Annotated in this window: 22 protein-coding genes and 4 tRNA genes; 16 read left to right on the top strand and 10 right to left on the bottom strand. The window is 62.5% G+C overall.

Annotation, left to right across the window (positions count from 1 at the left end):
* Nucleotides 1-163 precede the first annotated feature (163 nt).
* A tRNA-Leu gene (locus BMZ70_RS02250) sits at nucleotides 164-248 on the top strand.
* A gap of 45 nt (nucleotides 249-293) precedes the next feature.
* Here the strand turns inward: BMZ70_RS02250 and BMZ70_RS02245 are convergent.
* A complete protein-coding gene (locus BMZ70_RS02245) occupies nucleotides 294-1889 on the bottom strand; it encodes an ATP-binding protein (protein ID WP_092269332.1) in 1596 nt (531 codons plus the stop codon).
* Nucleotides 1890-2037: 148 nt separating this feature from the next.
* On the opposite strand from BMZ70_RS02245, the gene BMZ70_RS02240 reads away from it, so the two are divergent.
* The 5 genes from BMZ70_RS02240 (at nucleotide 2038) to BMZ70_RS02220 (ending at nucleotide 4318) form a co-directional block, all read left to right on the top strand.
* Nucleotides 2038-2122, top strand: a tRNA-Leu gene (locus tag BMZ70_RS02240).
* A 275-nt stretch (nucleotides 2123-2397) separates the two neighbouring features.
* The gene (locus BMZ70_RS27855; protein WP_130300932.1) at nucleotides 2398-2595 is read left to right on the top strand and encodes a hypothetical protein; all 198 of its coding nucleotides are present in this window, start codon (nucleotides 2398-2400) and stop codon (nucleotides 2593-2595) included.
* A gap of 155 nt (nucleotides 2596-2750) precedes the next feature.
* Nucleotides 2751-3074 carry a hypothetical protein gene (locus BMZ70_RS02235; protein ID WP_092269329.1) on the top strand — a complete coding sequence of 108 codons (324 nt, stop codon included), beginning with the start codon at nucleotides 2751-2753 and terminating at the stop codon, nucleotides 3072-3074.
* 1046 nt (nucleotides 3075-4120) lie between these two features.
* Nucleotides 4121-4205, top strand: a tRNA-Leu gene (locus BMZ70_RS02225).
* Nucleotides 4206-4233: 28 nt separating this feature from the next.
* Nucleotides 4234-4318 (top strand) — tRNA-Leu (locus BMZ70_RS02220).
* A 55-nt stretch (nucleotides 4319-4373) separates the two neighbouring features.
* Here BMZ70_RS02220 and BMZ70_RS02215 read toward each other — a convergent pair.
* A complete protein-coding gene (locus tag BMZ70_RS02215) occupies nucleotides 4374-5222 on the bottom strand; it encodes an NmrA family NAD(P)-binding protein (protein WP_092269325.1) in 849 nt (282 codons plus the stop codon).
* Between the two features lie 94 nt (nucleotides 5223-5316).
* On the opposite strand from BMZ70_RS02215, the gene BMZ70_RS02210 reads away from it, so the two are divergent.
* The 7 genes from BMZ70_RS02210 (at nucleotide 5317) to BMZ70_RS02180 (ending at nucleotide 14099) form a co-directional block, all read left to right on the top strand.
* Nucleotides 5317-5727: a winged helix-turn-helix transcriptional regulator gene (locus BMZ70_RS02210; RefSeq protein WP_092269322.1), complete on the top strand. Its 411-nt coding sequence runs from the start codon at nucleotides 5317-5319 to the stop codon at nucleotides 5725-5727.
* 69 nt (nucleotides 5728-5796) lie between these two features.
* Nucleotides 5797-8001 (top strand): ATP-binding protein, encoded by a 2205-nt coding sequence (locus tag BMZ70_RS02205; RefSeq protein ID WP_092269319.1) that lies wholly within the window; start codon nucleotides 5797-5799, stop codon nucleotides 7999-8001.
* 95 nt (nucleotides 8002-8096) lie between these two features.
* Nucleotides 8097-9254 (top strand): GGDEF domain-containing protein, encoded by a 1158-nt coding sequence (locus BMZ70_RS02200; protein ID WP_165403539.1) that lies wholly within the window; start codon nucleotides 8097-8099, stop codon nucleotides 9252-9254.
* Nucleotides 9255-9257: 3 nt separating this feature from the next.
* Nucleotides 9258-9467: a hypothetical protein gene (locus tag BMZ70_RS02195; RefSeq protein ID WP_207231530.1), complete on the top strand. Its 210-nt coding sequence runs from the start codon at nucleotides 9258-9260 to the stop codon at nucleotides 9465-9467.
* 70 nt (nucleotides 9468-9537) lie between these two features.
* On the top strand, nucleotides 9538-10101 hold the full coding sequence (locus BMZ70_RS02190) for a phasin family protein (RefSeq protein WP_092269316.1): 564 nt from the start codon (nucleotides 9538-9540) through the stop codon (nucleotides 10099-10101).
* 69 nt (nucleotides 10102-10170) lie between these two features.
* The gene (locus tag BMZ70_RS02185) at nucleotides 10171-11811 is read left to right on the top strand and encodes a VRR-NUC domain-containing protein (RefSeq protein ID WP_092269313.1); all 1641 of its coding nucleotides are present in this window, start codon (nucleotides 10171-10173) and stop codon (nucleotides 11809-11811) included.
* Entirely contained in the window at nucleotides 11808-14099 is a 2292-nt protein-coding gene (locus BMZ70_RS02180; protein WP_092277435.1) for an ATP-dependent DNA helicase, read from the top strand. Before BMZ70_RS02185 ends, BMZ70_RS02180 begins: the two co-directional genes overlap by 4 nt.
* Here the strand turns inward: BMZ70_RS02180 and BMZ70_RS02175 are convergent.
* From BMZ70_RS02175 to BMZ70_RS02140, 8 genes are all read right to left on the bottom strand, one after another.
* A complete protein-coding gene (locus BMZ70_RS02175) occupies nucleotides 14096-15301 on the bottom strand; it encodes an FAD-dependent monooxygenase (RefSeq protein ID WP_092269310.1) in 1206 nt (401 codons plus the stop codon). The genes BMZ70_RS02180 and BMZ70_RS02175 overlap by 4 nt on opposite strands.
* A gap of 10 nt (nucleotides 15302-15311) precedes the next feature.
* A complete protein-coding gene (locus tag BMZ70_RS02170; RefSeq protein WP_092269308.1) occupies nucleotides 15312-16112 on the bottom strand; it encodes a helix-turn-helix domain-containing protein in 801 nt (266 codons plus the stop codon).
* On the bottom strand, nucleotides 16112-16843 hold the full coding sequence (locus tag BMZ70_RS02165; protein ID WP_092269305.1) for a LytR/AlgR family response regulator transcription factor: 732 nt from the start codon (nucleotides 16841-16843) through the stop codon (nucleotides 16112-16114). Before BMZ70_RS02165 ends, BMZ70_RS02170 begins: the two co-directional genes overlap by 1 nt.
* A 3-nt stretch (nucleotides 16844-16846) precedes the next feature.
* The gene (locus BMZ70_RS02160) at nucleotides 16847-17926 is read right to left on the bottom strand and encodes a sensor histidine kinase (protein WP_092269303.1); all 1080 of its coding nucleotides are present in this window, start codon (nucleotides 17924-17926) and stop codon (nucleotides 16847-16849) included.
* Nucleotides 17926-18642, bottom strand: a complete 717-nt coding sequence (locus tag BMZ70_RS02155) for a LiaI-LiaF-like domain-containing protein (RefSeq protein ID WP_165403540.1) — start codon at nucleotides 18640-18642, stop codon at nucleotides 17926-17928. The genes BMZ70_RS02160 and BMZ70_RS02155 overlap by 1 nt, the downstream gene beginning before the upstream one ends.
* The gene (locus tag BMZ70_RS02150; protein WP_092269298.1) at nucleotides 18639-19016 is read right to left on the bottom strand and encodes a LiaF transmembrane domain-containing protein; all 378 of its coding nucleotides are present in this window, start codon (nucleotides 19014-19016) and stop codon (nucleotides 18639-18641) included. Before BMZ70_RS02150 ends, BMZ70_RS02155 begins: the two co-directional genes overlap by 4 nt.
* A 129-nt stretch (nucleotides 19017-19145) precedes the next feature.
* A complete protein-coding gene (locus BMZ70_RS02145) occupies nucleotides 19146-20027 on the bottom strand; it encodes a LysR family transcriptional regulator (RefSeq protein ID WP_092269295.1) in 882 nt (293 codons plus the stop codon).
* A 13-nt stretch (nucleotides 20028-20040) separates the two neighbouring features.
* Nucleotides 20041-20658, bottom strand: a complete 618-nt coding sequence (locus BMZ70_RS02140; protein ID WP_092269293.1) for a PAQR family membrane homeostasis protein TrhA — start codon at nucleotides 20656-20658, stop codon at nucleotides 20041-20043.
* 239 nt (nucleotides 20659-20897) lie between these two features.
* Between BMZ70_RS02140 and BMZ70_RS02135 the strand changes: the two genes are divergently transcribed.
* From BMZ70_RS02135 to BMZ70_RS02125, 3 genes are read left to right on the top strand one after another with little or no spacing between them, the layout of a single operon-like run.
* The gene (locus BMZ70_RS02135; RefSeq protein WP_092269291.1) at nucleotides 20898-21275 is read left to right on the top strand and encodes a BlaI/MecI/CopY family transcriptional regulator; all 378 of its coding nucleotides are present in this window, start codon (nucleotides 20898-20900) and stop codon (nucleotides 21273-21275) included.
* Entirely contained in the window at nucleotides 21272-22927 is a 1656-nt protein-coding gene (locus BMZ70_RS02130) for a M23/M56 family metallopeptidase (protein WP_092269288.1), read from the top strand. Before BMZ70_RS02135 ends, BMZ70_RS02130 begins: the two co-directional genes overlap by 4 nt.
* A gap of 2 nt (nucleotides 22928-22929) precedes the next feature.
* A complete protein-coding gene (locus tag BMZ70_RS02125; protein ID WP_092269285.1) occupies nucleotides 22930-25038 on the top strand; it encodes a TonB-dependent receptor plug domain-containing protein in 2109 nt (702 codons plus the stop codon).
* The last annotated feature ends 8 nt before the right edge of the window (nucleotides 25039-25046 follow it).

Below are 25046 nucleotides of genomic sequence, written 5' to 3'. Positions count from 1 at the left end.
AGGCCTTTGACTTCGCCGGGGAATCCTCTATAATTCTGGTCTCTCGCAGCGCAAGCGGCGAGAACTGCTAGACAGGGTTGATGTGCAGTAAGGAATGTAAAAGTTCATCTGGCGCAAAGCTCTCCCGGTCGATATAATAGCAGAGTTGTTAAGAAGCATCAGTGCCCACGTGGCGGAATTGGTAGACGCGCATGGTTCAGGTCCATGTGCCGCAAGGTGTGGGGGTTCGAGTCCCTCCGTGGGCACCACAGAATTCCGCAAAAAAAGCCTCCCTCGGGAGGCTTTTTTGTTTTCTACTCCGTCCATTCCAGCTTCAAATGCGCACCTATCTCGCGCAGCAGGTCGTGTTCATTGACCGGCTTGGCCAGGAAGGCATTGGCACCCACCTCCAGCGAACGCTCCTCCTCTTCCGGCGTGGAACTGGCTGAAATAATCAGCACCGGCGTATCGGCCGTGCGTGCATCGGCGCGCAGGCGGCGCGTGGTTTCTATTCCATCCATGCCGGGCATGACCATATCGAGCAGCACCATGTCCGGCTGCAGTGCCTGCGTTTGCATCAGCGCCGACATGCCGTTTTCCGCCTCCAGCGTGCGGAAGCCCAGCGAGCCCAGCAAATCGCGCAGCAAGGCGCGGTTGGTCGCCACGTCATCCACTACCAGAATCGTCTTGCGCGGACCAACGTAACCGGAAGCGATACTCTCACCGCCGACCTTGACGCCGGGCGCGGCCACCACCGTCAGCGGCACGTCGAACCAGAAGCGACTACCCTTGCCCAAGGCGCTTTCCACCTGCAACTGCCCGCCCATCAACTGCACCAGCTGACGGCTGATCGCCAGCCCAAGGCCGGTGCCGCCGGCGCGGCGCGAGGCATCGCCGACTTGCTCGAACGGACGGAAGATCGCCTCCTGCTGATCGTGCGCGATGCCGATGCCGTCATCGATCACCTCGAAACGCAGCCGCACCACATTTGCCCCCTGCCCTAACTCGGCCGGCAACGGGGTCACACACAAGCGCACGCTGCCGCGATCAGTAAACTTGAGCGCATTGCCAAGCAGGTTCAGCAGGACCTGGCGCATGCGTGTTTCATCCAGGCTGACAGCTTGCGGCAAACCCTCCGCCAATTGCAGCTCGAAGTGCAGATGCTTTTGCTCGGCACGCACGCGCATGATGTCCGCCACCACCGTCAACAGCTCGCCCAGGCGCACTGGCTTGGGGTGGAATTCCATCTTGCCCGCATCCACGCGCGACAGGTCGAGCACATCGTTGATCAACGCCAGCAAGTGCTGCCCGCCCTGCTGAATAGTGCTGATGCCGGTTTGCTGCGGTAACGTCAGCGTCTTGTCGCGCTTGAGGATTTGGGTGTAGCCGAGAATGGCGTTGAGCGGCGTGCGCAGCTCATGACTCATCGACGCGAGGAACGCACTCTTGGCGCGGTTGGCCACTTCGGCACGCTCCATCGCCGCACGCAAATCGTCGTTGGCCTTTTGCAGCTCGGCGTTGACTGCAGCCAGCTGCGCCGGACTGGGAATGCGCAGCGCGATCGGAATCAGGCGAAGCATGGCGATCGCCGTGACCACAGAAGCGGCGGCGGTGATGGCCTTGAGCGTCACCGACAATACATAATCGGGCTGCCACACCACCCAGATATCGGCCACGTGGGTCGCGCCGCAGGCCAGGATGAACACACCGAAGGCGATGAACATCCAGTCGAACGGCATGTCGCGCCGCTTGCGGATGAAGTAAATCAGGCTGATGGGGATGGACAGATAAGACAGCGCGATCAGCGCATCGGAAATCACACTCGTCCACAGAATGGACGGAATCCACAGGAAACAGTGGCCGTGGGGCATGAAGCCCTCACTATTGAACCAGTTACTGATCATTTCCATTTCCAGTCTCCGGCATTGTTGAAATGGCAGTATTAGGCTTACGAAACGTCTTCGCAAGAGGCAAGTAGAAAAATACTTGCGAAAAATAAGTCGTCCCCGTAAAATGCTGGCCTCTGACGCAAACAATGCAACAGAGCGTAGTGAAAATGCCCACGTGGCGGAATTGGTAGACGCGCATGGTTCAGGTCCATGTGCCGCAAGGTGTGGGGGTTCGAGTCCCTCCGTGGGCACCAAGAATTCCGCAAAAAGCCTCCTTCGGGAGGCTTTTTTGTTTTCCGCCCACCTCAAAAAAAAGGCCGCGACAATGCGCGGCCAAAAAATCAATATCAGGGTAATACCAACCCATCGTAGCACCCTCCCAACCGAACAAGATTACAAATAGGTAAGGCATGCCACCGCAAAGTGGGAATGTGAGAGATTTCGATCTTGCCGAGCTGATATCCTATAGTTTTCCGAGGGCAACAATTGTAGCTCCGGGCACCACGAATTCACCGGGGGGGGGGAAGTAATGTCAATCACCACTTTATTATTATTCGTTGCCGGCGCGGCGTTGCTGATCCTCGGCCACAAGAAAAACAATCGTGCATGGCTAACAGTCGCCGCTTTCTTCTGGCTAGCCTCGGGCAACTGGAGCGAGTTCGCTACCGGATTTAGCAATGGCATGCAAAGCGTCGTCACGCCGACGGCATCTTCGTCCGTCAAATAGGACTCCAATCCGCTGGGAGCAAATTTCTCTATGCGAAGGCAAAGATACGGGCGCCCGACAAATGATGCATTGCCGGAACTGCCGCCCCCCCCCCTAAGTGGGCTCTTTAGGCAACAGCCATCCCATCTTTTAATCAACGTATGCATGGAGAAGTAATGAGCTTTTACAGTTGGGTAAATCTGCAGTATCTGGATGAGGTTGAACTTGACTTCGAATTATTAAAAACGGAGTTGACCGCTTACCTGGATGAGCATGGCATTCATCATGATGTGCTGAAGGATGTGGAAAAACTCTTGACTGATCATCAGGCTATGTTCGCCTTATACGGGGGGATGATTGATGGCATCTTTCATACGGCGGCAAGATTACAACCTGACGCTGCCTTTGGCCTCCAGGGGCGTGGTGAGGAACTACGCGACGTGTGGGTGAGGGAATACCGGGCAGGAGAAATTGTCTTTTCTCAAGGGCCTTTTGAGTGAGGTGGCTACCACGTTTCAGAAGATGATATTCGGTGGGCTGATGTAATCCTGGTCATGGAAGAGAAGCATAAGTCACGGTTAAAAGCAGAGTACACGCGAGTGTTGGATTTTAAGTCGATTCACGTGCTAGATATTCCTGATGACTATAGGTACATGGATGCTGAACTGGTCGAACAGCTAAAGCAGACAGTGCCATCAATTCTGATGATAGAGTGACGTCACTTATGACCAATCGCCCCACCCACCCTCCAGCTTGTAGAGATGAGACAGTGAAAAATGACCGCAAAACGTGGAGGTATACGGACTTGCTACGACAAGAAAATGCGATCGCATTCGGACGTAGACTTCCTGAGAGCTAGCGCGTGTATCGGAGCCGCGAAAGACTCTGGCTTCGCTGAGATTGCGACAGGAGATAGTCGCCCAGTGGTCAGTTTCGCCCATAAGCAAACCAATACAAAAAAATTCAACAATGCGAATATTACTAAGCGCTTTGATCCTGACAGGCCTCGGAACTTGTTCGGCTGAACCCATTCACCCCTTCTGGGCTGATAAAGCTGTGCGCATGGAAGACGGGATTCGTGTCCACATAGGTGAAGACGTCGGGGCAGTCGATATCCAACGGAAAGGAGCCGAAAACAAGGAAGGCATTGACTTAGCGGCAAGTCATCGACTCATCATGTTGCACGAGGGCGATAGCGTATATCTACGCGGCTCTCCGCACGATGGATGCACACTCGTTGTAGAGCGACGAGCCAAAAAGATCGGCATTCAAATTAATGCCTATCACCGCCCTCACGGACTTCCGGCTGTACTACTCAATAAGTTCGTCGAAGTGAACGAGGAAGGTAAGAATTGAGAATATACAGCCTCCCGCCCTATCAGCTGCAAGAACAGCAATCGCAAGCTGCCCGACAGTCTCCAATTGATGCAACGGAAATAATTTCACAAAAGCAGCAATTTGCTATTGACGGTTTGCCGATCGACCTTTAAGATGCGTGCCTTCTGTTGCAGAACAACGCAGCAGAAAGTAACGAGACAGTATCAGCGCCCACGTGGCGGAATTGGTAGACGCGCATGGTTCAGGTCCATGTGCCGCAAGGTGTAGGGGTTCGAGTCCCTTCGTGGGCACCAAGCGCTGATGACTGTTGATGTTACAAATGCCCACGTGGCGGAATTGGTAGACGCGCATGGTTCAGGTCCATGTGCCGCAAGGTGTGGGGGTTCGAGTCCCTCCGTGGGCACCAAGAATTCCGCAAAAAAGCCTCCATCAGCGTTATGCGTCGATGGAGGCTTTTTTCATTACAGCGCCGCTTTCACCGCATCCGCCAGCGCGATGGTCGGGCGGCCGATCAGCTTGCTCAGGGTGCGGCTGTCGTCGAACAGTGCGCCCTTCGCGGCTTGGGCGTCCGAGTCGGCGATCAGGTCGGCCAGTGGCGCTGGCAGGCCGACGTTCACCAGCAGGTCGCGATACTCTTGTTGCGGCAGGTTGTGGAACGGGATGGTTTTGCCAGTCTGGCGCGACACTTCCGCCGCCAGTTCGGCCAGCGTAAAGCCGCTGTCGCCCGCCAGTTCATACACTTGCTCCACCGCGCCAGCCTTGGCCAGCACCACCGCCGCCGCTTCCGCATAATCCGCACGCGCCGCTGCCGAAATACGGCCCTCGCCCGCTGCGCCGGCCAGCGCGCCATGTGCCACCGCGCCGCCCAGGCTGCCGGTGTGATTCTCCACATACCAGCCATTGCGCAAGAAGGTGTACGGCACGCCCGAGGCGCGCACCGCCGCTTCGGTCTCGCGGTGCTCGCCAGCCAGGCCCAGCGTCGAACCGTCGGCGTGCAGCACGCTGGTGTAGGCCAGCAGGCTGACTTTGGCGCGGGCCGCCGCGTCGATGACGTTACGGTGCTGTGCCACGCGGTTGCCCAGGTCGTTCGACGAGATCAGCAGCACTTTGCCGGCGCCGGCAAAGGCCGCGTCCAGCGAGACCGGATCGTTGTAGTCGGCGCGGCGCACTTGCACGCCTTGCGCGGCCAGGTCGGCCGCCTTGGCCGGGTCGCGCACGGCGGCGACGATTTGCGCTGCAGGGGTGGTTTTGAGCAGGTTGGCAATCACCAGACGGCCCAGTTGGCCGGTTGCTGCGGTTACGACAATCATGGAATCCTCCGTTTAAAAGTTGATGGAGCCATCATATAGGCTATACTTACGAAATGTAAGTACGTACATTTTGGTAAGTACCAAGGAGTTTTTCATGACCAGCAAATCCCTGCGCAAAACCATCCAGGCCATGCAGCAAGATCCCCAGCGCGCCCAAGTGATGGCGGCCGACTGCCCTTCCCGCGCCGTGCTCGGCCACATCACCAGCCGCTGGGGCGTGCTGGTGCTGGTGATGCTACTGGAACGCACCCACCGCTTCAGCGAGCTACGCCGCGCAGTTGGGGGCGTCAGCGAGAAGATGCTGGCGCAGACGCTGGACGCCCTCGCCCACGACGGCCTGGTGCTGCGCGTCGCCCATCAGGTGGTGCCGCCCCATGTCGAATACAGCCTGACGCCGCTCGGGCGCGAAGCCGCCCAAAGGCTGGAAGTGCTGGTCGATTGGATCGAAGAGAATTTCCCGCTGATCCACGAGGCGCAGCAGGCCTACACACGGAAGGCCGCATAAACTGACCGAATACGACGTTCTTGTAATACACTGGCTCCACGCCGCCTTGCGGAGCCGAACCAGCCGGACATGATGCCGCCGTTCTCTGTCGACCAGCCGCACACCATCCTGATAGTCGCCAGCGCCGGCTACGACGCTGCCGCCTTGCGCCGCATGCTGTCCCGCCACCATTTTGATGTCCACGCCGTCACGCGCGGCGACGAAGCGCTGGCCTACGCCCGCCACGGCAGTGTCGCACTGGTGCTGCTGGACGTGGCGCTGGCCGGCAGCGCCAGCCTGGAGCTGTGCGCGCGCCTGCAGCAAGCGTGCGGGCGACCGCTGCCGGTGTTCCTGCTGTCCACCCATTCCAGCGACGAAGAACGCGTCCGCGCCGACGAGGCCGGCGCCGCCGCCTACCTGCCGATGAGCTTACCCATCGACGATATGGCGGAAAAAATCCTGCTCTATCTGCACGCCATTTCGCCGGCGCCGGTGCTGGCCAATATGCCGACGATGGCCACGCTGGAAGTCAATTACCACACCATGCTGGCTGGCTCGCCGGACGCTATCCTGCTGATGCAGCGCGGCAGCAACCGCATCCTTGATGTCAACCGCCGCACGCGCCAGCTGTTCGGCATGACCGAGACCGAACTGCTGCAGACCGACTTGCTGTCGCTGTGCGCGCCAACGCAGCCTGGCGGCCAGTCCAGCGCCGAGGTGTTCGCCACCGACCTCGAGCAGGCGATGTCGGGCGAGGCGCAACTGTTCGAGCTGGAGATGCGCCACAGCTCGGGCCGCGCCCTCACCTGCGAGTTGCGCATGGTGCCGCTGACCACGCAGGAACACCGGCTGATGCATGTGCGCATCGTCGACGTGACGGCGCGCAAGCTGGCGGCCGAACTGCGCGACGGCAAGAACGCGCTGCTGGAAATGATCGCGCGCGGCGCGCCGCTGCCGGAAACGCTGGACCGGCTGGTGCGCCTGATCGAAGGCCAGCTGGACGGTGGCCACTGCACCGTGATGCTGCTTAATCAAGACGGCGTGACGGTGCAAAGCGCCGCCGGCCCCAGCATGCCGCCCGATTACATGAACGCCCTCAACGGCCTGCCGATCGGCCCTGCGGCCGGCTCCTGCGGCACCGCCATGTACCGCAAGGAGACCGTGATCGTCAGCGACATCCTCAACGATCCGCTGTGGGCGCCCTACCGCAACGCCGCCGTCCATTACGGCCTGCGCGCCTGCTGGTCGATGCCCATCCTGCTCGACCAGGACACGGTGCTGGGCTCGTTCGCCATGTACTACCGCGAGGAGCGCGCGCCGGACGCGGAGGACCGCCGCCTGATCCAGACCGCGACTTATCTGGCCGGCATCGCCATTGGCCGCACCCGGCGCGAAGAAGAACTGCAGCGCCACCGCGAACATCTGGAAGAACTGGTGGCGGCCCGCACCGCCGAGCTGCAGCACGCCAAGGAGGACGCCGAGCACGCCAACGAAGAACTGAGCACCGCGCTGGACAACCTCAGCCTGACGCAGGAAGAGCTGGTGCGGCGCGACAAGCTGGCCGCGCTGGGCGCGCTGGTGGCCGGCGTCGCGCACGAACTGAACACGCCGATCGGCAACAGCCTGACAATGGCCAGCAGCATGAGCGAACGCACCGCCGCGCTACGCCACGACCTCGAAAGCGGCCTGCGCCGCTCGGTGCTGCAAGCCTACCTGGACGAGGCCAGCGCCGCCGACGAAGTGGTGCTGCGCAACCTCAACCGCGCCGCCGCGCTGGTGGCCGGTTTCAAGCGCATCGCGGTCGACAGCGGCAGCAGCCAGCGCAGCCGTTTCGTGCTGGGCGACGTGGTGGCCGCGCTGATGCAGTCGGTGCAGGCCGAGGTCGCCCAGCGCGGGCTGGAGCTGATCGAGGATGTCGATCACTGGCTGGAAATGGACAGCTACCCCGGCCCGCTGACGCAGGCGCTGCACCACCTGATCGAGAATAGTCTGGTGCATGGCTTTGGCCAGCGCAACCACGGGCGCGGCAGCATCACCCTGTCGGCCCACGACAGCGGCAACGGCGAAATCGCCCTCACCCTGAGCGACACCGGCGCCGGCATCGCGCCCGAACACTTGCCGCGCATTTACGATCCCTTTTTCACCACCCGCCTCGGCGCTGGCGGGTCCGGCCTCGGTTTGTATATCACACACAACATCGTGACCGGCGTGCTGGGCGGACGCATCGAGGCCGCCAGCACGCCCGGCCAAGGCACCAGCTTCATGTTGCGCCTGCCACGGGTGGCGCCGCTCTAGCATCCCCGCATATTTTTTCCATCCCGCAATTGTTGCAGTCGTATAATGGCCGCTATCAGACCGGCAAGCAGCCGGCCGCCAGCGGAGATCGCGGTATGCCACCTAATCCCGTTCCGTCCAGGACGATCAAAGTAGCGCCGTTGCGCTGCGAGTTCTGCGACGCCACGACCGAGAACGACTTCCTGCGTCACCACCTGGCCATGACGCAGGGACAACTGCGCGTGACGTTTTTGTTCTGCGCCCTGTTCTACCTGTGCTTTGCCGCGACCGACCTGATCTGGGTGGGCTATTCGCTCAAGACCTGCCTGCTGATGGCCGCGCGCCTATCGGTGGCCGCCATCGTGGCTGCCTGCCTGGCGCTGCTCAAGCGGCGGCCGGACTCGATCCCCTTGACGCGGGTGGCGGCCAGCATCGTCGAGGTGGCGGGCGCGGCCGGCTTCCTGCTGATCGCGGCGCTGCGGCCGACCGAGTTTTCGCTGCACGCGATTTCCATGTCCATCGTCATCATCGTGCTGTACATCTACATCCCGAACCGGCTGCTGTACGCGGCCGGGATCGCGGCGACGGCCACCGTCGGCTTCGTGCTGCTGGCGTGGTGGCTGGGCGACCTGCACACGCTGGAACTGGCGACGATGGCGGCGCTGCTGGCCCTGACCAACCTGTTCGGCTACGTGGCGGCGCGGCGCTACCAGATCCTGTGGCGCGAGGAGTACAGCGCGCAAATGGTGCTGAAGAATCTGTCGGTGCGCGATCCGCTGACCGGCTGCTACAACCGGCGCCACCTGCACGAACAGCTGCTGGAAACGGAAATCTCGCGGGCCCAGCGCTATCGGCTGAGCCTGACCGTCATCATGAGCGACCTCGATCACTTCAAGGCAATCAACGACAGCTACGGCCACTACGGCGGCGACGCCGTGCTGCAACGCTTCGCCGCCCTGCTGCAATCGATGACGCGCGACAGCATCGACAGCGTGGTGCGCTACGGCGGCGAGGAATTCCTGCTGATCCTGCCGGAAACCGACCTGGCCGGCGGCGAGCTGCTGGCCGAACGGCTGCGCCAGACGCTGGCCGAGACGGCGGTCGAGCATGAAGGCCGGCAGATCCACGTCACCGCCAGTTTCGGCGTCGCCAGCGTCGACTTCGCCACCTCCACCCACGAAGCACACGTCAATATGATCGCCGCCGCCGACGAATTGCTGTACGCTGCGAAAAACAGCGGCCGCAATCGCGTCTGCGCCAAACAACTGGTTTAAGGCATGAACAATATCAAAGCAAACGCTGTCCTGATGCTGGCACTGGCAGTCCTGTGCGGCGGGCTCAATGCCGAGCCGGCGCCGTGGTGGAAGTGGCGCAGCAAGATCGATGGGCAGCTGTTCTGCTCGCAAACGCAACTCGGCCCCGGCTGGGAAAAGGCCTATGGCCCGTTCCGCGATGCCCGTTGCGAGAAGTTAATTGTTGTTAGATAATAAAATCGCACACACGTTAGAAAAAGCGAATCGCTGCACGCTGCATCCACCTTCACCATGAGGAGACTGTATGTTCACGAATCCCGAGCAATTTGCCAACGTCACCAAAGCGCTGTTTGAATTCCAGCTTGAAACGTTCAATACCCTGACCAGCAAGACCGTGCAGGGCGTGGAACAAGTCATCGCCCTCAACCTGTCGACCGCCAAATCCCAACTGGAAGACGGCCTTGCCACCGGCAAGGAACTGAGCCAGGCTGCCGATCCCAAGGCCGCCATCAAACTGGCCGCCGACAAGATCCCGCCGGGCGTGGCCGGCGCCGCCGCGTACAACCAGCAGCTGGGCGACATCATTGCCGAGATCCGCGAAGAATTCACCCGTGCCGCCGACGCCCATGTGACCGAAGCCAAGAACAACCTGAGCGCGCTGATCCACGATGTGACCAAGAACGTGCGTCCCGGTTCGGAAAACGCGGTGCAGATCGTCAAGACCGCGATCGACAACGCCTTTGCCGGCTATGAGCAAGTGACCAAGGCCACCAAGCAGGCCGTGCAGGCGGTGGAGGCGGAAATCGCCAAGGCCAACGCGCTGGTCGGCCAGGCCGCGCCAGCCAAACCATCCAAAGCCAAGAAATAACTGTACCGGCGGCGGCGAACGCGATACACTGTACATAAATACAGTTAATCGCCGTTCGTCCCCGCTGCAATGATCAAAGTTCTTGAAAATCCGTTCTATTATCTGGAGAATTTTCACCAGGTACTGGCGTGGATAAGCGAACGCTACGACGATCTGCTCACCGCCGAGGAACGCCACTTCCTCACCATCTTCCCTACCCTGCCGCAAGCTTCGCGCGCGCTGTTCGTGCGCATGGTGATGCGCAAGGGCACCGTGTTCCGCGCCAGTAAATTGGTCTACGCCGAAATCGGCAGCACGCATGAAGCGGCACGCCCGTTGGCCGAGCTCGGCCTCATCGAGGAAGATCCGCCACTGGGGCTGGACGAATTGTTCAGCCTGCTGCAAAAGCCGGAAATCGCCAAAGTCTTCAAGCTGGCGACGCATGTTAAACATCTGCGCAAGGCAGAACAGCTGGAAGCGCTGCGCGAGGAATACGATGCCGAACACCGCTTCTCCGCCTGGTACGCCAATGCGGGCGACCACGTCTACCGCAACCTGACGCAGGAACTGTGCGACCGCCTGCGCCTCATCTTCTTCGGCAACTACCATCAGGACTGGACCGACTTTGTGCTGTCCGACCTCGGCATCTACCAGTACGAGAAGGTCGAGTTCTCGCCGGCCGCACGCGGCTTCCGCAGCCGCCGCGACATCGACGACTTCCTGGCCCTGCGCCGGTGCCACGAACGCTTTGCCGAAGGCGAGGAACCGGCCGCCGTCATCGCCGACCTGCCGCCCTGCGCGCCGGATAACGAATGGCTGCGCAGCCGCCGCAACAAGCTGGTTTTCGCCATCGCCCAGCACGTGGAAAAGCAGGCCGACTGGCCGGCGGCGTACGCGCTGTATGCCGATTGCGACTACCCAGGCGCCCGCGCACGCGCCATCCGCGTGCTGGAAAAAAATGAGCAGCCGCGCGAGGCCTTCGACTTGCTGCAAACCGCCATGCACGCGCCGGAGAGCGAGGCCGAACGCCAGCAGTTGCTGCGCATGGCGCCACGCCTGGCGCGCAAGCTCGGTCACGCCAAGCCGCCGCCGGTGGCGCTGGCGCAGGCCGAGCGCATCGACCTGCAACTGCCGTCGCCGCAGGAAGACTACTATGTCGAATTCGTAGTGCGCGATCATCTGCACAGCGACGATGCACCAGTGTTCTACGTCGAGAACGCGCTGATGAATTCCCTGTTTGGCCTGTTGTGCTGGGACGCGGTGTTCTCGCCAATTCCGGGCGCGTTCTTCCATCCGTATCATCGCGGCCCAGCCGATTTGCACAGCGCCGATTTCCAGCGCCGCCGTGCGCAGCAGTTTGAGGACGCGCTGTCGCAGCTGGATCGCGACCAGTATCGCGCCACTATCCGCGCCAACTACGCGGCCAAATACGGCATCCAGTCGCCCTTCCTGTACTGGGAGGCGATTGATGCCGACTTGCTGGAACTGGCGCTGGACTGCATTCCGCCGCTGCACCTGAAGCGCGCCTTCGAGCGCATCCTGCTGGACATCAAATCCAACCGCAGCGGCTTCCCCGACCTGATCCAGTTCTGGCCGGCCGAGCGCCGCTACAACATGATCGAAGTCAAAGGCCCCGGCGATCGCCTGCAGGACAACCAGCTGCGCTGGATCGAATACTGCGCCGAACACCAGATGCCGATCTCGGTGTGCTATTTGCAGTGGGCAGCATGACGTACGTTGTCGCAGTGCGTGCCCTGTGCGAGTTCACCGCCAAAACCGGCGACCTCGATCTGCGCTTCACGCCCTCGCCCACCGCGCAAGAAGGCATCGCCGGCCACGGCGTTGTGACCTCGCGCCGCGATGACGACTACCAGACCGAGATCTCGCTCTCCGGCGACTTCGGCCCACTGCACGTGCGCGGCCGCGCCGACGGCTACGACACGCGCGCCAACCGCCTCGAAGAAATCAAGACCTATCGCGGCGACTTGAAGAAGATGCCGGACAACCAGCGCGCGCTGCACTGGGCGCAGGTGAAGATCTACGGCCACCTGCTATGCCAGGACCGGGGACTGGAAAAGATCCGCCTGGCGCTGGTCTACTTCGACATCGGCAGCCAGAAGGAAACCGTGCTGCACGAAGACCATACGGCAGCCGGCCTGCAAGCATACTTCGAGCAGCAGTGCACCCTGTTCCTGCAATGGGCACAGCAGGAAATGGCGCACCGCGCGGAACGCGACCTGCAACTGAAGGCCATGCGCTTCCCTTACGGCGACTTCCGTCCGGGCCAGCGCCAGCTGGCGGAAGCCATGTACCGCGCCAGCAACCGCAAGGTGTGCCTGCTGGCGCAAGCGCCGACCGGGATTGGCAAAACCGTCGGCAGCCTGTTCCCGATGCTGAAGGCCAGCGCTGAACATGGCGTCGACAAAATCTTCTTTCTCGCGGCGAAAACCTCGGGCCGTCAAATGGCGCTTGATGCGGTGGACCTGATCCGCGAAGGCGCACCGCTGCTGCCACTGCGCACGCTGGAGCTGGCAGCCAAGAGCACCGCTTGCGTCAATCCGGACAAGGCCTGCCACGGCGATTCCTGTCCGCTGGCCAAAGGCTTTTACGACCGCCTGCCTGCGGCGCGCGAGTCAGCGCTGGCGATCATGGCGCCGTCGCCGAATGGCAGTGCACCGCCAGCGCTGGATCGCGACACGCTGAAAGCCATCGCCCTCGCCCACGACGTTTGCCCGTACTACCTGAGCAGCGAGATGGCGCGCTGGTGCGACATCGTCATCGGCGACTACAACTACTACTTCGACATCAGCGCCATGCTGCACAGCCTCACGCAACTGAACGACTGGAAGGTTAACCTGCTGGTGGACGAAGCGCACAATATGGTGTCGCGCGCGAGGAAGATGTATTCGGCCGACATGGAGCACGACAGCCTGCGCCTGCTGCGCAAGATCGTCCCGGAGGAATTGAAAAAGCCGCTGGAGCGCGTGCACAAGCAATGGAACCAGCTGGAGAAAGACCAGACGGCCGAATACCAGTCCTACGCCGAGCTGCCGGAAAAATTCATGGGCGCGTTGCAGACCGCATCGACCGCCATCTCCGATTACATGGCCGACCATCCCGCCTACGTGGAGCCGGACCTGCAAAGCTTCTACTTCAACGCGTTGATGTTCGCGCGGCTGGCGGAAAGCTTTGGCGAGCACGCGCTGTTCGATATCGAGAAAGCGCCGGGCGCGCGCGCCAGCAACAGCAACTCGGTGCTCTGCATACGCAACATCGTGCCGGCCCCGTACCTGAAGCCGCGCTTTGAAAGCACGCATACCACAGCGCTGTTCTCGGCCACCCTCAGCCCGTGGAACTACTTCGGCGACATGCTCGGCATGCCCGACACCACGGCGTGGGTGGACGTGGAATCGCCGTTCGTGGCCGAGCAGTTGTCGGTGCAGGTGGCCAAGCACATCTCGACCCGCTACCAGCACCGCCAGCAATCGCTGAAGCCTATCGCGGACCTGATGGGCAAGCAGTACGCACGGCAGCGCGGCAACTACCTCGCCTTCTTCAGCAGTTTCGATTACATGGAGAAAGCGGCCAGCCAGTTCAGCGAGCTGCATCCGGAGGTGCCGGTGTGGCGGCAGTCACGCCGCATGGACGAAGCGGAGCGCGCGCAGTTCCTCGACCGCTTTACGCCGGACAGTGAAGGCATCGGCTTCGCTGTACTGGGCGGTTCGTTCGGCGAAGGCGTGGACTTGCCGGGCGCGCGCCTGATCGGGGCCTTCGTCGCCACGCTGGGCCTCCCACAAATCAATCCGGTCAACGAGCAGATACGCCAGCGCATGGAGGCCATCTTCGGCGCCGGTTACGACTACACCTACACCTATCCCGGCATGCAGAAAGTGGTGCAGGCGGCGGGCCGCGTGATTCGCACGCAATCCGACAAGGGCACGGTCTACCTGATCGACGACCGCTTCGCGCGGCCGGAGATACGGGAACTATTGCCAAGCTGGTGGCGCATCGAAGCCTAGATCAGGCCCCACACGCGGCCGGCGAAATAAGTTGCGCCGTCGCGGGTGTTCATCAGATCGCGGAAGATCGCGTTCAGGGCGCGGCCTTCCGGCGTGGGCCGCATGACGGCCACTTGCGCGCGCGACCAATCCAGCACGCGCTCGCCGACAGGATGGCGCTCGGCGTGGTAGCTGTCCAGCAGGCCATCCGCTGCCGTGCCGTGGATGGTGGCCGCCAGTTTCCAGCCGAGGTTCATGGCGTCGCCGATACCGAGGTTCAGGCCTTGCCCGCCCAGCGGCGCGTGGATGTGCGCAGCGTCGCCGGCGAGAAGAATGCGGCCGTTGCGGTAGTGGGTAGCTTGCCGCGCACGGTCGGTCCAGGTGGTGGCAATGTGCAGCGCGTCGATGGTAACGTCGATGCCTGAGATGCGGCGCAGGACCGCCTGCAAATGCTCCCGCGTGACCTGCTCGCCACTCTGGTGGAAGGCGCCGCCGTCGAAGTCCTGCAAATTCAGGTAGCCCGGTTGCGATTGGAAGTACATGCCGCGCTCCGTCACCACGCGGCCAGGCGCCAGCTGCGCCGCACTGGCCAGATCCACCTTGGCCGAGTAGCCGGTAAATTCCGGCTCGGTGCCGGCGAACTCGAAGCCGCCCTGCTTGCGCACCACGCTGCGCGCGCCGTCACAGCCGACCAGCCAAGCGGCGCGCATGCCCTGCTCCCGCTCCGGCTCCTGCCCCGCCACCGCATGCACGCTCACCTTCACGCTCACGCCGTCGTCATCCTGCGCCAAGCCGCTGATGCCAGCGCCGCGCCGGATCTCGACGCCGAGCGACAGCGCACGGCGTGTCAGCACGTCCTCCAGCTCCGCCATTTCGGACAACAGGCTGTATGGCAAACCTTGCGGCCAGCCGGAGGTATCGATATTGTCATGCTCGAACGGAATACCGGCAAAGTGGCCAGCCTGTTTGCTGCGCTTGCCGGTGAAAGGATTCTGCAAGCGCTTGGGCACTTCCATTTCATCCAGCAGCCCGCGCCGGTGCAGCGCTTCGATCGACGATGCAGACAGACCGCGTATGCCGAACGGCAGCTGCTTCAAGGGCGAATGCGGATCGGCCGCTTTCTCCAGAATGAGGACGGTGCATTTGGCCAGCGCCAGCTCGCAAGCGAGCAACAGGCCGACCGGTCCGGCGCCTGCAATAATGACTTGATGTGATGTGTTCATGCCCCGCAGTCTAGGGCTTTGCTCCCGCCGGGGCTTGTACAAACGCGACAAAACCCTCGCTCTCCGCCTGCGCTTTGGCCTTGCGCGCAAAGGCCGATGGCGCAACGCCGCTGTAGCGCTTGAACTCCCGGCTAAGGTGCGACTGGTCGGTATAGCCCAGCTCCTGCGCCAGCGCAGCCAGATTCGTTTGCGGCGCATGCCACAAGCGGTTACGCGCCTGCTCGAAGCGCATCAGGCCAGACACGTCTTTCACCGTATGCCCGGACGATTGCTTGAACTTGCGTTCCAGCGTGCGCACCGTGGCATGCGCCGCCGCAGCAACCTCGCTCACCGGCATGGCGCCGCCCGCGCTGCGCATCGCCTCGCCGGCCTTGGCCAGCATACTGTCAGCTTGCTTCGGCTGGAAGTAGCGCCGCAGCACGCCCAATGCCGCATCGATATCACCAGCCTGCACATACCGCGCCAGCGAAAGCTGCAACTGCGCGATCAGATGCTCAAGCGTGTGCACACCATTCACCGGCGCAAGGCCAAGCAAATCAAACACGGTCCACGGATAACAGCGAACACCAATAATCTCCAGCCGCCCCGCTGCATTGAACACCACCGGCTGGTTCAATAATCCCATCAAAAACGGCGATGGCAGCGCAGCGCCATCGCGCATCACGCTGCCGAAGCTGAAGATGATTTCCGCATACCCGTCCGGCATCACCTCGAAGCTGCCGGGCTGCTCGCCGAAATCCCAGCGGTTATGCCAGAAGCACTTGATGGCCTCCCGCAGTTCCTCCGGCGGCGGATATTCCTCGTGCAGCATTACTGGATGACCGCACGTATTTTCTGATAGCCGCTGCGGCTGACCGGCACGCGGCTGCCATCCTTCAGCACCGCGACATGACTATCCTTGGTGGCCTGCTCGATGCGGTCTACGAAGGCAATGTTGACGATGTAGGAGCGATGAATACGCAGGAACTGCTCGCCATCCAACTGCTCCTCCAGCTCCGACATGCGCTGATTCTTCAGGTAGGATTTTCCTTCCGAGCGGATCTGCACATAATCATCCTGCGCCTCCACATGCTCGATCTTGTCGGCGGTGATGACGTGGACCCTGGCTCCGTCGCGTATCAGCACGCGGCCCAGCGGCTTGTTGCGGCCAGTGGCCTCGCGCACCATCTTCTCAACCACCTCGCCGCCAGCGCCAAGATTGGCGCGCGCATGCGCCAGCGCCTGATCAAAACGCTGCTGACTGAAAGGCTTGAGCAAATAATCGAGCGCGTGGAATTCAAAAGCCTTGATCGCATACTGGTCGAACGCCGTGGCGAAGATGTAGCGCGTCTTGCCGCCGGCCAGTTCAGCCACCTCAAAGCCATCCAGCTTGGGCATCTGAATATCCAAAAACACCAGGTCCGGCGACAGCTCGGTAATCGCCTTGACCGCCTCGAAACCGTTGGCGCATTCGGCCACGATTTCCACGTCCGCATGCTCGGACAAGTATTCGCGCACCACGCCGCGCGCCAGCATTTCATCGTCAACGATGATGATACGCATACCTCAATCCCCTTGTTCGCTCGTTTGCGCGGGCATCGTAATATCCACGCCAAAGCTGTTCTCGTGCCGGCCCCATTGGATGCCGGCTTCGTGTTTGTAAGCACCGGATAAACGCTGGCGCACGTTGGTCAGGCCGATGCCGTGGCCTTCGCTGCGGATGGAGGCCATATCCTCGTCCACCGGGTTGTGCACGCCGATGTGCAGCATCGAGCCGGCCCGCCGCGCAGTAATGCGTATCGTACCGCCTTCCGGCAAATTGCAGATGCCGTGCTTGACCGCGTTTTCCACCAGCGGCTGGATAATCATCGGCGGCACCAGGCACACCGCCGCGTCCTCGCCAATCTCTTCCTGCACCTGCAAACGCTCGCCGAAGCGCACCTGCTCAATGGCGAGGAAGTGCCGGATCAGCACCATCTCCTCGCCCAGCGTCACCTTCTTGTGCGCCTCCATGCCCAGGCTCTGGCGGAAGAAGCTGGCCAGTTCCAGCGTCATGCGCCGCGCCGCTTTCGGATCCTGCGAGGTCAGCGCGCTGATCGAATTCAGGCTATTGAACAGGAAGTGCGGATCGATCTGCGTGCGCAGCATGCGCAGCTCGGCCTCCTGCGCCATCAGCAGCGATTCCAGTTCGCGCTGCTCGGCGCTCTTGGCGCGCACGAACTCAATCACCAGATAGTGCAGCGCCACCGCAAAGCCATACAGCAGCACACCCAGCACCACGATCAATATCGACAGCTGCGGCGTGATGACGATGCCACTCCATTCCACGTCCAGCAGGCGGCACACACTGTTCCACAGGTTACCGATGATCAGCCATAAAAAGCCCAGCACCACAGCGGCCAGCGTCAGCACCAGCGCAATCGGCCCGGCGCCGCGCGTGCCCAGCGGATAGGCGCGGCACAGGTAGTAGGCCGAATAGCCGGCCGCGAAGGCGTACCACAGGTTGACCGGTATCGCGAACAGCAAGGCGTTGGCCAGCGGCGTCTCGCTCGACAGCGAGATCACGCCGCCCAAAGCGCAACCGAGAAACAGCCAGACCAGCAGGTAGATGACTGTTCCTCGACGGGTGGCGGAAATCTCCTGCATCAGTTACGCACTTCCATGCCGCCCATGATGATGTAGCCGCGCACGATTAGCCGCTTGCCGGAGCCGGCGCCGGTCGGTGGCACGGTCTTCTCCTCGAAGCCGCCCATGATCGGCATGCCGTCAAACACCACGGTCCAGTCGATCGGCACCTTGATGGTGATGCCGCCGCACATGACGAACACATTCAGCACCGCGTCGCCGACGGTCGAGGACTGGCGCAGGTCAAGGTCGCAGCCGCCCATGATGGCGGTGATTTCGCCGCCCCGAAAATCCTGCGTGGTGATGCGCTGCTTGAAGCCGCCCATGATGGCGGTGTAGTTGAGCAGCGATTCACTCTCCGCCTTGGCCAACGGATCGAACGCCGCCTGCTCCGATTGCTTACGGTTGGCGTTCGACTTGAACACTACCGCCACACCAGCGCCGATCAGCAGCAGCGGCCACAGGGTATTCCAGCCGATATAGATCAGGCCCATTTCCTTCAGCATCACCACGCTGCCCACTGCAATCAACGCGCCACCGGTGATGATGCCGGACTGGGTGCGGGTCTGCAGCACTTTCAGGATGCCGGCGGCAATCAGCACGGTCGGCAGGATATGCACGGTCAGGTCGAGGTCGAGCCAGCCCAGGTTATCGAGCAGGAACAACATGCCGAAGCCGATGACGACCAGCCCGATGACCATCTGCGTGGCAGGATTACGTTCGCGGCGGGTTCTCATGCTTGCTCCTTGGTCGAGGTGAAGATATTGTCCAGCAAAGGACGCAGCAGCATGCCCACGCCCCAGGCGATCAGCAGCGCCGGCCAGGTCTGGCCGAAGCCCAGGTCCCAGATGTGATTGAACGAGACGTACCACCAGCCGGCGAAGAAGATCTCCCACCAGCCTTCGGTGAAGTGGCGCGAGGTGGTGGGCGGAATAATCTTGGTGACGCCGCTGATGACCACCAGCCAAGGCCACCAGCGCCAGAAATGCGCCAGATTGAAGTCGATGTCCAGTACGTCCAGCTGCGCCAGCAGAATCACGGTGCCGGCGGCGATCAGCGCCAGGCCCCAGACAAACTGCTTGCGCCAGCGGTATGCGGTTTCTACGTTCATGTTGGTCCCCCAAGTCGGTATGGATGTAACGATACCGGGGAACGTCGGGCAGGGAAACCGCTATTCGGCGAACGGCGGAAAAGGACCGGTGAACGGCGAAAGGCGCCGTTCACCGGGCAGCGCCCAGACTCAGAGCTTTTGCTGCAGGAATTCGAGGAAGCAGCTGATGCGCTGCGCCAGCTGGGTGTTGCGGTAGTAGACCGCGTGGATCTGCTGGCGGTAGCCGGTGTTATCGGCTTCCAGCAGCTTCACCAGACGGCCGGCTTCGATGTCGGCGCGCGTCATGAAGTCCGCCAGGCAGACGATGCCCTGCCCGGCCAGCGCCAGCTGGCGCAAGGTCTCGCCGCTGGACGCCGAGAGCGACGGCGTAATCGGCAAGCTGTTGCCGGCCGCATGACGCAGCGGCCACTGGTTGCCCAGCTCATACTGCACGAAGCCGAGCAGCGAGTGCTGCACCAGGTCTTCCGGCGTTTGCGGCGTGCCGTGCTGCTTCAGGTATTCCGGGCTGGCCAGGATGTGCAGCGGACTGGAACTCAGAGCCCGTGCGTGCAGGGTGGAGTCGGTCAGGGCGCCGATGCGGATGGCGATATCGGTGCGATGCTCGATCAGGTCCGCGATCTGGTCATTGCTGCTCAATTCGAGGCGGATGTCCGGGTACATGGCGCGGAACTCGGCCATGTGCGGCACCACGCAATGCAGCATGAACGGCGAGGCGGCGTCCACGCACAGGCGGCCGGATGGCTTCTGGCGGCGGATACGGATGGTTTCCTCCGCCTCCTCCATCGCGTTCAGGATGGCGCGCGCCTTTTCGAGGAACACGTGGCCCTCTTCGGTCAGCTCCATGCGGCGCGTGGTGCGCGTCAGCAGCGAGGTGGCCAGCTTGTCCTCCAGCCGCGACAGCGCGCGGCTGACGCCGGACGTGGTCTGCCCGAGGTGCACCGAAGCGGCGCTCAGCGTGCCGCTATCGATGACGGTGATGAAGGTCTTTAAATCGTCCGAGTTGATGTCCACCGGTGTTCCATCCTTACGCCACGTACAGCAGCACCGCGCCGAAATGGCATGCGCTGCCGCCCAGTACAAACAAATGCCAGACGCCGTGGCCGTAACGCCATTTGTGGTCGGTGACGAAGAAGGCGATGCCCAGTGTGTACACCAGGCCGCCCACCGCCAGCCACATAAAGCCGTTCCAGCCCAGCGCGTCGATCAACGGGCTGGCGCCGGTCACGCCGACCCAGCCCATCGCCACGTAAATCAGCAAGGACAGCACCCGCGCGCCCTTGGCAAACAAGAGCTCCTGCACGATGCCGATCACCGCCAGTCCCCACACCACCCCGAACAAGGTCCAGCCCCACGGTCCGCGCAGGCTGACCAGCGTGAACGGCGTGTAGCTGCCGGCAATCAGCAGGTAGATGGCGCAGTAGTCGAGCTTCCGCAACACGTCTTTGGCGCGTCCCCGCAGGCTGTGATACAGCGTGGAGGTCAGGTACAGGGCCAGCAGCGTCGCGGCGTAGATGCTGCAGCTGACGATTTTCCAGGCGTCGCCGCTGCGGGCGGCCTGGACGATCAGCAGCGTGCCGCCTATGGCAGCCAGCGCCGCGCCGACGGTGTGCGTGATGCTGTTGAAGCGCTCTCCGTAATACATAGATTGTCCAATGCAGTGGTGGCTGCGGCTGGGATAGCTGCGGCCACCGGCATTGTATAGCGCCTTGCCAGTACGTGCCGCCGGGTTTGCGACTGCATGCTTTCTTGCCAATTGTCAAAAAATTCATCGTAGCATAATTTGAATTTATTTGAAGCAATGTTACAAATTGATATATGTTGCTTGACGGGTATGCGACAAATGTCGCACAATGATCCAACTTGTCGCAGAAAGGGTGGTTTATGTCGCAGATTCCTTCGGTCACGGAGCTGACCTTGTTGAAAGCGCTGTGGAAGCAGCAGCCGCTGAGCGCGCGCGAGATTCATGATGCCGCCGGCGCGGAGCTGGATTGGTCGTTTTCGTCGACACGCAAGACGCTGGATCGGATGCTGGACAAGCAGATGGTGGGCTTGCAGGTGGTGCATGGGGTGAATGTCTACAGTGCGCGGCTGGAAAAAGTCGGCACGCTGGCGGCGTTTGCGCATGATTTCGGCCGCCGTGTGATGGAGCTCGACGCCCCGCTGCCAGTGGCCATGTTCACCGGCAGCAAGCTGGTCGACCAGCAGGAACTGGCGCAGCTGGAGCAAATGCTGCAAGACTGGCCGAAGGACGAGGCATGATGGCGGCGGAATTGTTTGCGGCCCAGTGGCTGCTGGCGTGCGCCGGCTGCGTGGCGGTGGGCTTGCTGGTCTGGCTGATGCTGGACGGCGCAGCACGATGGCTTCCCGCGCTGCGGACGCGCCGTGGCATCTGGCTTGCCGCGCAATGCGTCGTGGCCCTCGCCATTACCCTGCCCTTCCTGCCGCGCAGCGCGGAGATAAACGTCACACCGCAGATCACGCTCGCCGCCGCGCCGACCGCGCCGCCGCCTGCCGCCCGCCCGAGCGCCACCGGCAACACCGCTGCGACGACCGGTATCGCGACAACTGAGGAGGCGACTGACGCAGCGACTATGCTAAACACAGCGCAAGTCCTGCCTTCATTGGCTGCGCTTTGGCTGGTCATTTACGCTGCAGGCCTGGCGTGGGCCGTCCGCAAACAGCTGCGCGCACGGCGCTTGTGGCGCGGCCTGCTGGCCGGCGCCGACCGCTTGTCGCCACAAGAGCTGCAAGATCACGGCGCCTTCACCATCGCACAATTGCGCGAGATCGCCCAGCGCGGCCTGACCGTGCTGCGGACCAGCGCCGCGATTTCGCCGATGCTGGTCGGCGTGCGCCGTCCGCGCCTGCTGCTGCCAGCGCATTTCGACACGCTAAGCGTCGAACAGCAGCAAATGATCGTCGCCCACGAACTGCACCACTGGCGCGCCCGCGATCCGCTGTGCCTCGCCATCGCCGCCGCCTTGCAAACGCTTTTCTGGTTCAATCCCGCGCTGCGCTGGATGGCAAGACAAATGGAATGGGCATTGGAACTGCAATGCGACCAGCACGTCCTCACTGGCCGCCCGCAGCAGGAACGCAAGCAATACGCCGCCGCCCTCTTGCGGCAATGGAGCGCCATCGCGCCAACCGGCGCCGCTGCCTTCCACGGCACGGCGATCAGCACGCGCATCCGCCATATGCAGCAAGACGGCCTGCCCGCGCTGGGCGCCACCACCGCATGGCTGATCGCCGCCGCGCTGGCCTCCGTGCTGGCGCTGGGCGCAATGCTGCAACCCGCGCTGGCATACAGCGTCGCAGCCAGCGGCCAGCTCGAGCGCCCAGCCGCCATGCCTGAGGCGGCGACGTCCGCAGCGATGGCTGCGGCGGCAACAGCAACGCCTTTGGTGACGGCAGCGCCAGCATCAACGGCGACGCCCGCAGCGCAGGCAGCGGCGGCTTCCACGCCTGAGGCATGGCGCGCGCCGGTCGACAACATCCGCGTCACCAGCTTCTTCGGCGTGATGCGCAGCGTGCTGCCGACGCCGCACAAGGGCATCGACTTCGCCGCCAAGACCGGCACGCCGGTACACGCAGCGGCCAGCGGCACCATCATCGCCGCCGGTCCGATCGCCGAGAACAATGGCCGCTACGGCACCACCGTGATCATCGACCACGGCGGCCGTCAATCGCTGTACGCCCACCTGTCCAGCGTCAACGTGGCGCCCGGACAGCACGTGCAAGCCGGGCAGCACATCGGCGCGTCCGGCGCAACCGGCTTTGCCACCGGCCCGCATCTACACCTCGAAGTCCGCGAAAACGGCCGCCTGATCGACCCCGCAGCCATGTTCACCAATCTGGACGCCTACGCCACGCCGCGCGCACTCCGCATCCGCCGCCTGCAAAAAGGATAACCATGTCATCACACCGCATCACCAGCAGCCTGCTGCTGGCGGTCTCCGCTTGCGCCTACGCTACGGAAACGCCAGAGCCGCAACAAGTGCAAATCACCGGCGCGCGCGCCGACCAGCGCCAGCGCGAGACCACCACCAGCATCGTCATCCAGCACGCCGACATCGTGCGCCAAGGCGACCAGGCGCTGGCCGATGTGCTCAAGCGCCTGCCGGGCGTCAGCATCAAGGGCAACGCCATCCAGATGCGCGGCCTGGGCAACGGCTATACGCAAATCCTGCTCAACGGCGAGCCGGTGGCCAACGGCTTTTCGCTCGACGCCATCGCACCGGAAACCATCGAACGCATCGAAATCCTGCGCAGCGCCACGGCCGAGATGAGCAATCAGGCGGTGGCCGGCGCGATCAACATCATCCTGAAAAAAGCTTCGGCACGCAGCCAACGCTCCGTCACCGCCAGCGTTGCGCGCCAGGGCGGCGTCAACACGCCCGCACTGAGCGCGCAGCTGTCGGACCAAAGCGATGCTTATTCCTACAGCCTCGCCGCCACGCTGACGCGCAAGCGCAATGAAAAACCTTTCACCGACTGGCAGGAACAGCGCGACGCCAACGGCGCCCTCACGCTGCTGCGCCGCACACCGCAGACCGAATCCGGCCGCACCGACGCCCTCACGCTGACGCCGCGCCTGAACTGGAAACTGGCCGACGGCGATACCCTGAGCTGGCAAAGCTTCGCCTACCTGCGCCGCGTGGACAACCTGGCCCGCGCCGACGAAACCGCGCTGATCGGAGAGCACAGCGACTATCCGCACAACGACGCCAACTTCATCGCCAACTTCATCATGCTGCGCAGCGACCTGCAATGGACGCACCTGCTGGCCGATGGCGCCAAGCTTGAAACAAAACTCGGCGCCGCCACCAATCGCCGCACCGGCACCTTCGACTTCCACGGCCGCGATGCCGACGGCAAGCCGCTGGGCCGCCACCACGTCGACTCAGGGCCGGTGGAAAACACCGTCACCAGCACCGGCACCTATCGCCACCCGGTGAGCGAGCAGCACGCGATTGCGGTGGGCTGGGACGCCACCCATGCCGTGCGCAGCGAAGACCGCAACGAAACCCTGTTCGATGCCAGCAACCAGCAAACAAGCGCCAACAACGCCGACTACAGCGCCACCGTCAACCGCCTCGCCCTGTTCGCGCAGGACGAGTGGCAAGTGACCAAGCAGTCCTCGCTCTACCTCGGGCTGCGCCACGAACGGCTCAACACCGCCAGCCGCGCCAACGCCACCAATGCGCCGGATGCGCTGAATAGCCAGTCCTCAGTATGGAGCCCTTCGCTGCAATCGCGCTACCAACTGGCGAACAAGGACGTGCTGCGGCTGGCAGTCAACCGCACCTACAAAGCGCCGCCGCTGGTCAAGCTGGTGCCGCGCCGCTACACCAACGACAACAACAATAACCAGACCAATCCCGATGAACAGGGCAATCCGCACTTGCGGCCGGAACTGGCGTGGGGCATGGATGCGGCCTATGAACACTACCTCGGCGGCGGCGCGCTGCTCAGCGTCAGCACCTACCTGCGCCGCATCCGCGACGTGACGCAATCGCGCCTGTTCCAGCAGGATGGCGTGTGGGTGGAAGCGCCGTTCAACGACGGCAATGCGCGTGCGCACGGCGTGGAGCTGGAAGCCAAGCTGCCGCTGACCAAGGCGCTCGACCTGCGCGCCAACCTGTCGCGCAACTGGTCGCGGGTGGACAACGTGCCCGGACCGGACAACCGGCTGGAAGCGCAAACACCGGCCACCGCCAACATCGGCTTCGACTACCGCTGGCAGCAGCTCACCGTCGGCGGCAGCCTGAATTACCAGGCCGCCGGTCCATCGCGCCAGTCTGTGGAAGTGCTGACCAGCGCCAGCGCAAAACGTGAACTGGACCTGTACGCGGTGTGGAAAATGAACGCGAAAACGCAGCTGCGCATATCGGGCGCCAACCTGCTGCGCCAGCAAGCCAGCGAAACCTACCGTTACACCGACAGCGCCGGCACTATGCAACGCATCCGCCTGGAGCCCACCAAGGCCACGCTGCGACTCATGCTGGAGCAGCAACTGTAATGTGATAT

The organism is Duganella sp. CF402 (genome assembly GCF_900109645.1).
Classification (GTDB): Bacteria; Pseudomonadota; Gammaproteobacteria; order Burkholderiales; family Burkholderiaceae_D; genus Rugamonas.
Note: the sequence above shows the minus strand (reverse complement) of the source record. Positions and strands in the feature narration are given on the sequence as shown.